Source organism: Photobacterium damselae subsp. damselae (genome assembly GCF_038086725.1).
Classification (GTDB): Bacteria; Pseudomonadota; Gammaproteobacteria; order Enterobacterales; family Vibrionaceae; genus Photobacterium; species Photobacterium damselae.
This window is the reverse complement of the sequence record NZ_CP146971.1, coordinates 743,140-756,247: the sequence shown is the minus strand read 5'-3', so window position 1 is coordinate 756,247 and position 13,108 is coordinate 743,140. Positions and strand designations below refer to the sequence as shown.

11 protein-coding genes are annotated in these 13,108 nt (G+C 37.2%); 5 read left to right on the top strand and 6 right to left on the bottom strand.

Annotated features, from left to right (window positions below):
- Positions 1–152: 152 nt before the first annotated feature.
- The 4 genes from secD to WAX86_RS18005 all read left to right on the top strand — a co-directional run bounded on the left by secD (position 153) and on the right by WAX86_RS18005 (position 4,572).
- Positions 153–1,982 (top strand): protein translocase subunit SecD, encoded by a 1,830-nt coding sequence (gene secD, locus WAX86_RS18020; protein ID WP_171027360.1) that lies wholly within the window; start codon positions 153–155, stop codon positions 1,980–1,982.
- 4 nt (positions 1,983–1,986) lie between these two features.
- Positions 1,987–2,898, top strand: a complete 912-nt coding sequence (gene secF, locus WAX86_RS18015) for a protein translocase subunit SecF (RefSeq protein ID WP_036765784.1) — start codon at positions 1,987–1,989, stop codon at positions 2,896–2,898.
- A 110-nt stretch (positions 2,899–3,008) separates the two neighbouring features.
- Positions 3,009–4,211, top strand: a complete 1,203-nt coding sequence (locus tag WAX86_RS18010) for a cystathionine beta-lyase (protein ID WP_341489429.1) — start codon at positions 3,009–3,011, stop codon at positions 4,209–4,211.
- Between the two features lie 70 nt (positions 4,212–4,281).
- Entirely contained in the window at positions 4,282–4,572 is a 291-nt protein-coding gene (locus WAX86_RS18005) for a hypothetical protein (RefSeq protein ID WP_044177872.1), read from the top strand.
- A gap of 29 nt (positions 4,573–4,601) precedes the next feature.
- On the opposite strand, the gene WAX86_RS18000 is transcribed toward WAX86_RS18005, so the two are convergent.
- Positions 4,602–4,865, bottom strand: coding sequence for a hypothetical protein (locus WAX86_RS18000; RefSeq protein ID WP_107200320.1), 264 nt, complete (start codon positions 4,863–4,865; stop codon positions 4,602–4,604).
- A 326-nt stretch (positions 4,866–5,191) separates the two neighbouring features.
- Between WAX86_RS18000 and WAX86_RS17995 the strand changes: the two genes are divergently transcribed.
- The gene (locus tag WAX86_RS17995; RefSeq protein WP_341489428.1) at positions 5,192–6,130 is read left to right on the top strand and encodes a cation diffusion facilitator family transporter; all 939 of its coding nucleotides are present in this window, start codon (positions 5,192–5,194) and stop codon (positions 6,128–6,130) included.
- A gap of 95 nt (positions 6,131–6,225) precedes the next feature.
- On the opposite strand, the gene WAX86_RS17990 is transcribed toward WAX86_RS17995, so the two are convergent.
- From WAX86_RS17990 to WAX86_RS17970, 5 genes are all read right to left on the bottom strand, one after another.
- The gene (locus tag WAX86_RS17990) at positions 6,226–7,242 is read right to left on the bottom strand and encodes a lipoate--protein ligase (protein WP_237031893.1); all 1,017 of its coding nucleotides are present in this window, start codon (positions 7,240–7,242) and stop codon (positions 6,226–6,228) included.
- Positions 7,243–7,777: 535 nt separating this feature from the next.
- The gene (locus tag WAX86_RS17985; RefSeq protein WP_112163560.1) at positions 7,778–9,898 is read right to left on the bottom strand and encodes a type I secretion system permease/ATPase; all 2,121 of its coding nucleotides are present in this window, start codon (positions 9,896–9,898) and stop codon (positions 7,778–7,780) included.
- Positions 9,899–9,900: 2 nt separating this feature from the next.
- Positions 9,901–11,829 (bottom strand): EAL domain-containing protein, encoded by a 1,929-nt coding sequence (locus tag WAX86_RS17980; RefSeq protein ID WP_341489427.1) that lies wholly within the window; start codon positions 11,827–11,829, stop codon positions 9,901–9,903.
- 5 nt (positions 11,830–11,834) lie between these two features.
- Positions 11,835–12,506, bottom strand: coding sequence for a transglutaminase-like cysteine peptidase (locus WAX86_RS17975; RefSeq protein ID WP_005305623.1), 672 nt, complete (start codon positions 12,504–12,506; stop codon positions 11,835–11,837).
- A gap of 5 nt (positions 12,507–12,511) precedes the next feature.
- Positions 12,512–13,102: an OmpA family protein gene (locus WAX86_RS17970; protein WP_036765780.1), complete on the bottom strand. Its 591-nt coding sequence runs from the start codon at positions 13,100–13,102 to the stop codon at positions 12,512–12,514.
- Positions 13,103–13,108 lie beyond the last annotated feature (6 nt).

The following is a 13,108-nucleotide window of genomic DNA, read 5'->3' as shown; positions in this document are numbered from 1 at the left end:
TTCGAATTTCTTATTTCGATAGCTAAATCTATCTATATTTCGTAAAAAATACCTAATTCGTATTTTTACTTCTATCTTTTGTTATGACTTGTTATCTCATGGTGAGGTCAAGTCAGGTTTATATGTGCTTAACGTTATAAGCATAGGAAGAAATGGTAATGAGAAAAAGAAAACCTCAACAGATCTTAAACCATTATTCGGCATGGAAATATGTCGTATTGGTGGTGACTGTTGCAATCATGCTTTTAAGCGCGATCCCAACGTGGTTTGGTGAAGATGCAGCAGTTCAAATCAGTGCTAAAGGTGGTCCGGTACCAACGCCTTTTGCGATTAAAAAAGAGCTAGATGATAATCACATCGCAATTAAGAAAATTGAGCAAAAACCAGCTCATACCATTGTGATTCTGGATGAAGAAGATCAACAAACTAAAGCAAAAGAAGTTTTAGCTAAGTTGATTAAAGGTGAAAATGCCGAAGAGCGTTTGACGCTGGCTCTTGAACCTGCAGCGCCAATGTGGCTACAAGATATGGGCTTTGAACCGATCAAGCTTGGTCTAGACTTACGTGGTGGTGTTCAATTCTTATTAGATGTTGATGTGAACCAAGTGTTTAAAGTTCAAGGTCAATCTCTTGCTGATGACTTACGCGCCGATTTCCGTAAAGAAGGTATTCGTGCCGCTCGTGTAGAAATTATGGCTGCTGACAAATTGTTAGTACGTCTTCCAAGTTCAGATGCAAACAGTAAGATCCGTCATTTTGTTGAGCAGCAGTACCCTCAATGGCAACCAACAAATGGTAATGGCGATAACCTTATTTTAACGCTTAAAGAAAAAGAGCAGACAGAACTTCGTAATTTAACTGTTCAGCAAAACCTTCAGACTATGCGTAGCCGTATTGAAGAGTTGGGTATTACAGAAGCCGTTGTTCAGCGTCAGGGTGAAAACCGTATCCGTATTGAGCTACCAGGTGTTCAAGATCCAGCTGCTGCGAAAAAAGTTATCGGTGCAACAGCAAGTCTTGCATTCTATGCTGTGAAGCAAGAAGGTACTGGTAGTACTATGGTGCTTGATGATAAGCAAGGTCGCCCTGTTCGCGTAGGTCGTAAACCTGTACTAAGTGGTGATCATATTATCGATGCTCGCGCCGGTTTTGGTGAGATGAGTACTCCAGAAGTAAATATCACACTAGATTCTGCTGGTGGTCATATTATGTCTGAATTCTCTCGTCATAATATCGGTAAACCAATGGCAACATCTTACAGCGAATATAGCCGTAATGATAAAGGTGAAACGGTTCAAACTAACACCATTATCAGTGTTGCGACCATTCAATCTCAATTAGGTAGCCGTTTCCGTATTACGGGTGCTGGTTCTTTAGAAGATGCACAGCAATTAGCGCTGCTTCTTCGTGCTGGTTCATTAACTGCTCCTGTTACTATTGTTGAAGAACGTACAATTGGTCCAACTCTTGGTGCTGAAAACATCAAGAACGGTTTTGCTGCTTTAGCATTAGGTATGGGTGTTACATTGCTATTTATGGCAGTTTGGTACCGCCGTCTAGGTTGGGTAGCCAATATTGCTCTTATCTGTAACATGATTATGCTATTTGGTTTATTAGCATTAATCCCTGGTGCTGTTCTTACCCTTCCTGGTATTGCAGGTCTTGTATTGACTGTTGGTATGGCAGTTGATACCAACGTACTAATTTTTGAACGTATTAAAGATAAATTGAAAGAAGGTCGTAGCTTTGCTCAAGCAATCGATCGTGGCTTTAGCAGCGCCTTTAGCACTATTTTTGATGCGAACTTTACAACCATGATCACCGCAGTAGTACTTTATGCTATCGGTAATGGTCCTATTCAAGGCTTTGCTCTAACTCTTGGTCTTGGTCTATTAACTAGTATGTTTACTGGTATTTTTGCTTCTCGTGCCATTATTAACTTGGTATGGGGCCGCGATTCACGTCACGACGTAAGGGTTTAAGACAATGAATTATCTTGTTAAAAACTTAACTAAGCTTCGTTATTTTACGAGTATTGTATCTATCTCTTTGATGGTAATTTCTATCTCTTTTGTTTGTCTTAAAGGCTTAAATTGGGGTTTAGACTTTACTGGTGGTGTGGTAAGTGAAGTACAACTAGCTGATAATAAAGTAACAAGTAGTGAGCTTCGTCCTCTACTAGATGCTGGCTTCAATCAAGATGTGGTGGTAATTGCAGCAGATGAACCTGGACGTTGGGTGTTGCGTTATGCCACTCCTGCTAAAGGGGTTCAGTATCCAGCCCTTAATGAAGTTCTTGCCCCACTAAAGACTGATGTTCAAGTATTGAATACTAGTATTGTAGGTCCTCAGGTTGGTAAAGAATTAGCTGATCAAGGTGGCTTAGCATTACTGTTATCACTGCTTTGTATTATGGGTTACTTAAGCTACCGTTTTGAATGGCGTCTAGCTTCTGGTTCACTTCTTGCCCTGCTTCACGATGTGGTTCTAGTTTTAGGCTTTTTCGCGGCAACGCAAATGGAGTTTAACTTAACGGTTTTAGCCGCAGTATTGGCGATTTTGGGTTATTCATTGAATGACTCCATTATTATCGCAGACCGTATCCGAGAGTTGCTAATTGCTAAGCCAAAACAGACATTAGAAGAGACCAATAACGAAGCAATTGTAGCAACGTTCTCTCGTACTATGGTGACATCCGGTACTACATTAATGACCGTTGGTTCTTTATGGTTACTAGGTGGTGCTTCTCTTGAAGGATTCTCTATTGCAATGTTTATCGGTATCTTAACGGGTACTTGGTCTTCAATTTCGGTTGGTACAGTATTACCAGAATATCTTGGTTTGAAGCCTGAACATTACATGCCAAAACCAGAACCAAAAGAAGAAGAGTACATCTAACTCTTTCTAATTTGTTTTAAAACTAAGCCGCTTATGAATCTATAAGCGGCTTTTTTTTTACTTCAACCCTTGCTATGGTAATTCAAACGTAAATTAGTCAAGGAAGAGTAATGGAAGAGAACAAAGGGTTACACACAAAAATTATAACGGCTGGACGTGCAAAAAAGTGGACGCAACATTTAGTTAATACTCCAGTAAGCCGAGCGTCAACGATTGTATTTGATTCAGTAAAAGAGATGAAAGAAGCAACGGCTAATCGAGGCAATAAATCTCTTTATTATGGCCGTAGAGGTACCAATACGCATTTCGCTTTTCAAGAAGCAATGACTGAACTTGAAGGCGGGGTTGGCTGTGCTTTATTCCCATGTGGGGCAGCGGCAATAACAAACTCAATTTTGGCTTTTGTTAAGGCTGGAGATCATATTTTAATGGTTGACGGAGTTTATGAGCCAACACGTGATTTTTGCGATAAAGTTCTTGCGCGTATGGGAGTAGAAACAACCTATTATGATCCTTTGATTGGTGATGAATTACGAGAATTAATCAGACCCAATACAAGCGTACTATTTTTAGAATCGCCATGTTCTATTACGATGGAAGTACAAGATGTCCCTAAACTAGCCTCAATTGCACATGAGCATGATATAGTGGTGATGCTGGATAATACATGGGCTTCACCAATTCATTTTCAGCCATTTGACCATGGTGTTGATATATCTATTCAAGCAGCAACTAAGTATATTGTTGGTCACTCTGATGTTATGTTAGGAACGGCAACTGCTAACGAACGCTGTTGGAGCCAACTACAAGAACAAAGCTACTTAATGGGACAGTGTACATCTCCTGACGATATTTATCTTGCTGCTAGAGGATTGAGAACCTTAGGAGTGAGAATGAAACAGCATGAAGAAAGTGCATTGAAAGTGGCACACTGGTTATCTCAGCGCCCTGAAGTTGATCATGTAAGACATCCTGCCTTTGAGAGTTGTGACGGTAATGCTTTTTTTGAACGTGATTATTTAGGTTCTAATGGGTTATTTTCGTTCGTTCTAAAATATGGCGATATATCTTCAGTAAATGCAATGCTTGATAGTATGAAGCATTTTAGTATGGGATATTCTTGGGGAGGATATGAAAGCTTAATTCTTGCTAACCATAATATTAATAATATAAGAACCGTAGATAAAAAAGAGTTTTCAGGCTCAATAATTAGGCTTCATATTGGTTTGGAAAGTGTTGAAGATTTAATATCTGATTTGAATAATGGTTTTGAGGTATTAAATAAAAAATACAAACAACAAAATATATCATAATGGAATAAATCGATAATCATGCTTATTTTTAAAATTAAGCTAGAATTAAATAGATTATACAGGAGGTGCTATGAAACAATTATATTTTACGATTGTATTATTGATTCTTGCTGGTTGTGCAGAAACGAATACTAGTTACCAATTGTATCCCGATGAATATGTAAGCGATGTTAAATACGATAGCATTTATTATTATGGGTACAATCATGGATGTGATAGTGCCCTTGATAAAATAGGGATGGATGGTTATAACTACCTAAAAGACAACACATTTATTAATACAGACACGCGTTACAGTGATGGTTGGGAAGCCGGATACCAAGCATGCAGTAGCGGAGAAAGAAACGTTATTGAATTATAAGAAAGAGCCACCGGTGAGTGGCTCATTTTTTACTTAATTTCAATTACTTGATTATTGTTAAAAATTATTTCAGTAACAATCGATAATTCAGAGAATATAATAAAGAACTTATTTTCGATAATATTTTCAATTATAAGATGAAGATTGCTGTCAATTAATTGACTGAGTCGAGGGGAGTTAAGCTTTTCTGCAATATCTAAGGTTTTATAATTTAAATTACTATCATAGATCCAAGCATTAAATGTGGAATGGTTAGATATATTTCTCTCTGTAAAGGCTGCTAGATTTTCCATAATATCGCCAACTTTTCGGTCCAATAAATACATTATGTCTTGATTTTATTTCTATGTGGAAATTTTAATATTCATTGTGTGATGTAAACAAGGTCTAATGATGAATTTAGTCAATAATAACCCAATGTTGATTTATTTTATGATGAAGTTCTGTTCTTTTTATAAAAGTTAAATTTTTTATAAAACTATCAGGTGTTAAATCGAAAAATCTTATGAATCATTATGAGCACTGATCTTTACTATTAGGTGAAGGATAACATCAGGAAGAATGATTAATAGGATAAAAAGAAGTATGATATGTGGCTTTTAGGTTAGCGGTAAGTTTTATGTCATCAGCTCAAACGGTTCAGGTCATCCGTAAAGCAACTTGGATTGGCTCTATTGCGAATATTATTCTTGCAGTGGTTAAAATTACTATTGGTAAGTTAACCAATAGCCAAGCTTTGATCGCCGATGGTGTTCATAGTTTTTCTGATTTGGTTACTGATGCCGCAATTTTGATTGGTGCAAAATTTTGGACAGCTCCTGCAGACAAAGAACATCCTTACGGGCATGGTCGGTTTGAAACGTTGACCAATATTTTTATCGGTATTTTGTTAGCCTTTGTTGGTATCGGTATTGGTTGGGAATCTCTACATTCTATTAGCCAAGAACAACATAATAGCCCAAGTTTGCTCGCATTTGGCGCTGCAGTCGCTTCAATCGTTGTAAAAGAAATACTTTACCGTTGGACAGTAATACAAGCTAAAAAGGTAAATAGTCGAGCTCTATTTGCCAACGCTTGGCATCATCGTTCAGATGCTCTTAGTTCATTGCCTGTTGCTATTGCTGTTATTGCTAACTATGTTGTTCCAGATCTTCATTATTTGGATCAAATCGCGGCATTAATTGTTACTTTAATGATTTTAAAGGCTGCAATCGAAATCTTATGGCCAGCAGTAAAAGAGTTGACGGATGCCGAAGCAGATTCTGAATTAGAGAAACAGATTCAGAAACTCGCATTAGAAGATGTTAATATCAAAGAGGTTCATGCGATTAGAAGCCGTCGGACTGGAAGCTCAATCCTAATTGATTTTCATCTTCTGGTTGATTCTGAAATGACAATAGAAAAAGCCCACACCATAGCAGAAAACTTTAAAGCTAAGCTACTTGATAATTTAGATGAAGTTGTTGATATTATTATTCATATAGAGCCTTTCAATTGTGCAGAGCGTGTGATGAACCCATGTTGTGATGATTGCAATGAAACAATGAAAGAACATTAAGTTAGAAAGATAGAGCAACTTTCGATATTTGAACACCTTTATTCTGTGAAATTCTCCCCCCATTATTAAGTTATTAATATAAGGGGGAGATAACATTATAGAATCGCTTTAACTAACCAATTTTGAAGTTGTTTAAGCTCTTCATAGTGAGCTGGATACTGTTTTTGTGTGACTTCTATTGCTTGAATTATGGTATCTTCTTTATATGGCGCAAGAACCAATTTATTGGCAAAAAATTCAATTACATCAGGTGTTAAGCTGTCGGTAAATACCTGTGCTTTTGATATATTTCCTTTTTCTACATCAAAATGTAATTCAACTCCTCCCCATGTAAAACGCTCATCTAGTGAATGCATAAATTGAGGCGTATTTCCAAAATTCCATTCCCAGCCTTTTTGTTTATTATAGCGCTCTTCGAAACCAGGAATGTTAGGCATTTTTTCTGGAGATATTAGTTCTAATTCAACGTGCTCACCATAATATTCAAAGAAAGCTTGAATTATAGCGGTAGAAACAGATTGATGATCAATGGATGGGTTAATATTACTCAAATTAGTTACACGAGCTCTAACAGATGTAATTCCTTTTGCTTGTAATTTTTTAGGGTCTGGGTTTAGATAATTTGCTAAACGATTGAGATCGGCATTGAGTAGAAGAGTTCCATGGTGAAAACCTCGATCTAAGGTTTCTCGATAGGCTGAACCTGAAAATTTACGAGTACCATCATCATCTTCAATAACAAGATCATTACGTCCTGTTGCAACAGCATTAATTCCTAATGTTTGTAGTGCATCAATTACGATTTGGGTTGATATGGATTTGTTGTACTCTGGTTTTCCTGCCATAAAGGTAAAGTTTGTATTACCTAGATCATGAAATACAGCGCCACCTCCACTTTGTCGTCTTGCAAGCTTTATATGATCAGATTCCATTTTATGTGTATTACATTCTTTCCATGGATTTTGAGCTCGCCCAATAACCACAGTATTATCATTACGCCATAAAAACAGAACACGCTGATCTGGTGCCATAGCATGAAAGATGGAGTCTTCAACAGCAAGGTTAAACCATGGATCTGTTGATGTAGATATAAAGACACGAAGGCTAGACATAAAATACCTGACTAAAATTGTACATTATTGAAATGTACTCTGTTTAATGAGCTTGGTAAAGAAAGAAGAAGATTTTAGGTGAGTTGGGACAATTAAGAAAAAAGCCAAATCATATGTCTAAACTGGATACATATGATTTGGGAATATTTGATAAGTTATGACTTGCTTAGAAATTTATATTTCAATTGCTTCTAAGAAGATTAACATGATTTATGAGCTACAGATATTAGTAAATCTGCAACATTAGGTTTACTTTGATTGGTTTGATGTAACTAAAAATGACTATTTATTAATAACTATTCATCATTTTTTTAAAGGTATTGGTTTGTATTGTGATATTAGTCATAATTTTATAATGTTGATGACTTATGAATATTTTAATTAATGTTATATAAAAAAAGCCAGCTATTGAGGAGGGAGTTCAATATGCTGGCTTTCTATTATATTAACAACGTACTATCAAACAGTTGAAATTGGCATGTTATCTGTAAATCTAGCTTTTGCTAAATTTTACATATTAGAGATATAACCGTAATTAGCTTGCTTTCGCTCTATTTACTGCACCTTCTCTTAATTGTTGTAAGACAAGATCTTTTTTACCATCAGCAATAATCTGGCCTTGTTCCATTACAATTAAGCGATCAACAATATCGAGCATACTTGTTTTATGTGTGATCAGAATTAGAGTTTCTTCATTTGATAGACTTGCCAATTGATGTTTAATGTACATTTCAGAACGGTTATCCATACTGCTGGTTGGTTCATCCATTACAAGAACCGGAGGTTTGCTCAGTAGAGCTCGAGCAATTGCTATAGATTGACGTTGACCTCCAGAAAGTGCTAAACCACCTTCACCAACTTGCTTTTCTAAACCAGCATCATCATGCTGAGTAAAAGAGGTTACCCCAGCACGTTCTGCTGCAATTAGGATATCTTTATCCGTTGCAAGAGGGCGTCCAAGAGTGATGTTGTCCCGGATAGAACCAAAAAATAGGGTAATATCTTGTGGCACACATCCAATATTACGACGTATATCAATGTGGTGCATTTGATTGATATCTGTATTATCAATACGGACAGAGCCCTCTGTAGGACGGTATAGCCCCATTATCAAACGTTCTAATGTGGTTTTTCCAGAACCAATACGTCCAATAATTGCCACCTTTTCACCTGGGTTGATAGAAAAACTGACATTTTTTAACGCAGCTTTTGTGCTGTTTGGGTAAGCAAAACTAACTTTATCAAATTCAATTTTGCCCTTTAGCATTGGATGGTGAATGTAACGCTTACCATCTTCTTGCTCTAGTGGCATTTCCATCAACTGTTCAATAATGGTCATTGCAGACTTTGCTTGATTGTAACGAGTTGATAGTAGTGATAATTGCACAAGGGGACCTACAGCTCGACCACTAAGCATAGTTGATGCAATTAGGCCACCCATTGTTAATTGCCCATCTGAAATGAGATAAACACCAACAACTATCATTGCAACCGTTACAAATTGCTGTAGAAATCCAGCAACATTTTGTACCGAGTCAGTTAATTTACGTGACTTAATACTCCAGTTGGACATGTGAGCTACAGCTTCTTCCCATTTATACTGGAACTGGCTTTGTGCACCAAACATTTTGACTGTTTCTAGACCTACTAGGCTTTCAATCAAGTTAGCATGCTTTTGTGAAGACAGACGAGAACCTTCTTCAATTGAGCGACGTAATGGTTTTTGAATTAAGAAGCTGTAAATAATGAGAATGACAACAGCAACCATTGGAACCAATACGATTGGCCCACCAACAAGATAAATTACCAATAAAAATAGCAGTGCAAATGGTAAATCGATCAGTGATGAGACCGTCGCAGAGGTAAAGAACTCTCGAATAGATTCGAACTCTTGTAAATGGCGAGCAAAAGCACCAACAGATGCTGGTTTTGCTTCCATTCGAATTCCCATTACTCGGCTAAATATTTTTGCAGAAAGTAAAATGTCTGATTTTTTACCTGCAATATCAATAAAGTAGCTTCTCATTAACTTAAGAATTAAATCAAAACTAAAAATAATCGTAATACCAATAGCTAAAACCCATAGTGAATCAAAAGCTAGATTTGGTACGATTTTATCGTAAACGAGTCGGGAGAATAGAGGTGCTGCAATGGCAAAAATATTGATCAATATAGATGCAATAAGTACATCTCGATAAATATTTTTTGACTCCCAAAGAGTACTCCAAAACCAGTGGCCATCACGAGTTTTTAATATTTCTGGCGAACGCTCATCATAGCGAAAGCGTTTTTTGATAAGGAATAGATGCCCCGTGTATTGTGCTGTTAAGTCATCAATACTGATCCATTGTTCATTTCCATCGGCTTGAGGAAGAACAACCTCGGCTTCATTTTTTTCTTTATCGAGACTAAGAACAACACATGCATCTCCCCCTTTTAATAAAGCTATAACAGGGAAGAGAAGAGGAGACAAATCCGTAATTGATTGTTTGGCTTCTTTTGCTTGTAACCCAGCTTTTTCTGCTGCTCTAGGTAATAAGAACGGGGTCAACAAACCATCAGCTAAAGGTAAATCGGCAATTAGGGCATCCGATGAGTTTGCTTGACCATAGAATCGGCTAACGTACACCAAAGATTGTAGTAATGGATCTTTCATGTTCATCGCTCTTGTTTGAAATTATCTGTGATATACCCTTGGAAACCGTTGATCATAAATTCAGATAATTTATCTTTCTGGGCCTCGGTTTCGACTCGTGATGCAATAACGGTAATACCTAGATTCTGTGCGGTTCTGGTTATTGAGGTTAAGGCATCTGCTTTAACTTCATCATCCACTTGATTGGTGTAAGTAAAGTCAAGTTTTACATAAGTAGGACGGAATTGGGATAAATAGCCCGTTGAACCAAAGTTATAGCCAAATTTATCGATACCAAACTGGAAGCCATTTCTATGTAAGATTTCACAGAGTAAACCTACATTGTGAGGATTCTTGATAAAGCTTATTTCTGGTAATTCAAAGTATATTTTATCTTTAAGTGATGGATAACTTTCAGTTTTATTCGATACCCAACGAATGAAGCTATTATCATTAATACTACTTTGCGTAATATTGATCGCAATAGGTTGTTTGATGTTATTGTGTAGTACTTGTTCAAAAATAGCATCTAGAACAAAAATATCGAATGAAGTTCCTGCATTAAGTTGCTCTAGAGCTGTGAGAAATTGGCTTGCTGAAATATATTTCCCTGCTTTGTCTATATACGCAAAAACCTCTTGATGTAACACTTCACCATTTAAATCCACTGCATTTTGGTAGTTGAATCTAATTTGTCGATTGGCGATAGCTTCATCAACGAGATATTTCCATTGTTGTTTCCCGATTAGGTTCAGCTTTTGATTATTTTCACTCTGGATAATAGCGATTGGTTCATTCGGCTGCTGATGAGCAATAGTTAATGCGTTATCCGCCTGTGTTAATAGTGTAGAGATTGTATCTTCTTGATTTTTCATTACAATCCCAACTGCTGCATGTACAGGCGCTAAATTGAGTGGATCGCTATTCAACTCTGATGTCATATTTAGCATTTGGCGACCCAACATTTTTAATTCATCTTCATCTGCTTCTGGTGCGATGAGAATAAATTCTGCTTGGTTAAGTCGAGCAATAGTATAGTAATCACTGGATAGCTCTTTTAATCGATTAGCAAGAGTTTGAACTTGTTGATCGCCAAGCTCATAACCTTGATGAGTATAAGTATCTTCAATAATATCAGCTTTTAGTAACGCAAATCCGCCGCATGAATCTTGTTCTAGCCATGATTGAAGTTGGGACATGAGGAATGTGCGATTAGCTAGGCCTGAAACGGGATCTTGATACGCTCTAATTCTTAATTTGTCAGCTTCCGCTGCTTGCTGCTCAAAATATTTTTTAAGCTGAGCACTCATATGATTGAATGCATGTACTACATCTTTGAGTTCTTTTACCGCTGGAATAGGGAGTGGTTTATCAAATTGATTACTCGAAATTAATTGTGCTTGTTTTTGAATATGTTTAAGAGGTGTTAATACATTTCGTAAAATAAGCGCAAGAATAATTGCAGCAAGAATGATGGTAATAATGAAGCCTAAAAGTAGCTGCGTGGTTGCATGCCATAATTGAATATAAGCATTTGCCGGGCTACTTGTAACAGTTAGATGTGCAAGTTGCATCCAACCGCTTGCTAGCGTGGTTGTTTTTGTCACAGGTTCGATCGAAATAAAATTCATATACCACTGTGGTACATCTATAATTTCAATCGGGTATTGGCGAGCAATGGATGTTTTTCCATCAAGCGTTTTGAGCTCAACTGCGCTGTAAAAACTGCTATCAAACGTAGCATTAATTACAGACTCAGCAGCAACATAATCTTTATTTTCTAAATAAGGAGCTAAGGCTAAGCCAACCGCACTAATGGCATTATCTAACTCAGTTGACTGTTGGGTTTGTAGGTAGTCTTTGGTCGTATTAAACTGCACTGCAAATACAGCAGAGATTAATACAAAGAATACAACTAGCATCCATAAAAGTATTTTTCTATAAAGACTCATTACCATTACTCATCAAAGTTTATTTTGGGTCTATGAAGTTCTATTTTTCGGTTTCTATGACGTAAATCGTTCCACATACTAAGACGCGACGCTTTTCCCGCCAATTGTCCTTGCCCCTGTTGTTTGATTAACCATAAGTTACTACCGTTAAAACTGTATATGGGCAAAAGATCTTTTCTCTTATTTGCTGGTTTGATCTCACCATCAAGATTATCGAGAATTTCAGGAACGGCTGTTGGGGTAGGGTAGTAGGCCACAACCATATGAAATTGGTTTAAAGTTAATGACTTTACATAGACTAGGCGTAACTTCGAATCTGGTACGCCCAAAGAGCGAAGTGCCATGTACTTAGCGATACTAAAGTCTTCACAATCACCAGCTCCAACACCCACAAATTCAAGAGGTGTGGCCCAGTAATCTTTTTTTCCCCACAGCTTTATATCATCAACAAAGATAAACTGATTAAAGAAATCATTAACCAGCTTGAGTTGTTTTTGGACTGGGAATTGCCGTGACTTATCGATGAGCTCCCGCCATGCAGTTGCTCGTTTTTCAGCCCTTTCACCATAAAAGCTTCGTATTTTGCTAATTTGCTGTTGCTCTCGACTTGTTAGAGCATCGACATTTGCGGCTATACATAGAAGAGCAACAGCAACCAGTGTAACGAATTTTTTCACTGTTTTTAATTTTCACGCACTGTAAAAATTGTCCACTGATCAACAACGTGACCTTTTGACCCTACAACTTGAGCAACAACACGTCGACTTAATGTATTGCTAGCTTCTGATGTTTCAGCTTGAATCGGATCCGCATCACCGAAACCAACTGTTTTGATTCGATCTGCCGCAACACCAAAATCGATCAATTGTTGTCTAACATTGGCAGCCCGGGTATCGGATAAATATTGGTTATGAGCACTATTGCCAACCGGGCTCGCATAACCTTTTAATTCTATATGAGTTTCTGGGAAAGTTTCTAAAAACTGTGCTGTTTTCTTGAGTTGAGCCATGTAGGTCTCAGGAATGACCGTTGAGTCATTCGCAAATAAAACATGCACACTATTTTTTTCATCGGTTTTAACGTAAGTTGGGCAACCATCATTATCGACAACGGCACCTAACGGAGTATCTGCACACTTATCTCGAGCATTGATAACACCATCGCTATCAAAATCTCGCAAATCTTTTGTTTGTGTTGCAACTGGCGGTTGTTGAGCACTAATTGAACAACCAAACAACGAAAGAGCCATTAAACTCATTGCAATATTTTTCATTATGTT